This window comes from Alteromonas sp. G4i35, from assembly GCF_054960375.1.
On the sequence record NZ_JBHNZD010000070.1, the window covers coordinates 1 to 1155 of the forward strand.

The 1155-nt window shown below is 41.6% G+C and carries 2 protein-coding genes; both read right to left on the minus strand.

Annotation, left to right across the window (positions count from 1 at the left end; genetic code table 11):
* Positions 1-269: 269 nt before the first annotated feature.
* Positions 270-536, minus strand: coding sequence for a hypothetical protein (locus ACFI6L_RS20255; protein ID WP_239260839.1), 267 nt, complete (start codon positions 534-536; stop codon positions 270-272).
* A 133-nt stretch (positions 537-669) separates the two neighbouring features.
* Positions 670-1020: a DUF805 domain-containing protein gene (locus tag ACFI6L_RS20260; RefSeq protein ID WP_462574704.1), complete on the minus strand. Its 351-nt coding sequence runs from the start codon at positions 1018-1020 to the stop codon at positions 670-672.
* Between the last annotated feature and the right edge of the window lie 135 nt (positions 1021-1155).

The following is a 1155-nucleotide window of genomic DNA, read 5'->3' on the forward strand; positions in this document are numbered from 1 at the left end:
GATAGAAATACATTCATAAACTGAAGTTGACCAGACATATGCAGTAAGACCGAATAGAACGCTAATTATCAAAAGGCTTCTTAGCATTTTTAGGTATAGCTTTTTGGATGGTTTTACTTTCAAGCTTCCTGCTCCGAGGGTACTAACTTCCAAATATGGGGCGCAGACATGTGTGCGAAAATGGCGAAGCAGCGCACATGTTTGCTTCCCAGCGAGCGACAGCGAGTGCCATGATTTGTTTGTTATGTGCGTTTAAAAACAACAGCATTTTAATTGCGCAAATAGGTAACAAACTTAAGCGTCTGCTTGGCTGCATAAAAGACCATTATTGCTAAAACTACCAGAGAGAGAAAGAAAATAAACGATGTTGGAAAATGATTAAGAATTCTTGCTTTTCGGCTAACAAATTCAATGGAGCTTCCATTTTGCCACATTTCGAAAACTAACTTGGATAACCAGCCCGTACCAATAGTAACTAACCACAATGCCAACGCTGCCAAAAAAGCAATTTCCGTATCACCGTTTTCTTTCTGCATGTTACTCCAGCACATAACACCCGCACAACGGGCAAAAATACGTAGGCTATAATACCGAGCGAAGCGAAGGGAGCCTACGTGTTTTTGTCCCCAGCGAGCGCAGCGAGTGTTGATGCGTTTGTTATACGCAATTTTACTTATACAGAGACTCACCATATTTATTGTCTTTAAAATCACCGACTGTAAAACAGCAACCCACAATTACTATTAGCCACCCAATAATAGGTAGTAACTGAAAAATACCTAACCAACCGAAACTACCAAAGTCATGGTATCGGTTTGTCGTTAGCGCAAACAGTGGCCATAATAGGAGAATTGCAACCATTCCTGCCAGTTGATCATTTAGGTAGTAGAGAGGTAGCGTGATTGAAGTTAAAGGTAGCCACCACTTAGTAAACTGAATTCTTCCTATCCTTCCTTTGAAACTAAATAGCAAAGGTAACACTTCCATTTTCTTTGTTTTATGACTTACTGTAGAGTCCATTCATACCTCTATGCTTGCAATTGCGTATAACTTTCCAATAACGGGCGCAGACATGTGGGGCATAATGGCGCAGCCGCCCCGCGTGTATGCGTCCCAGCGAACGAAGTGAGCGAGTTTATTGAGTTGTTAGGTGGG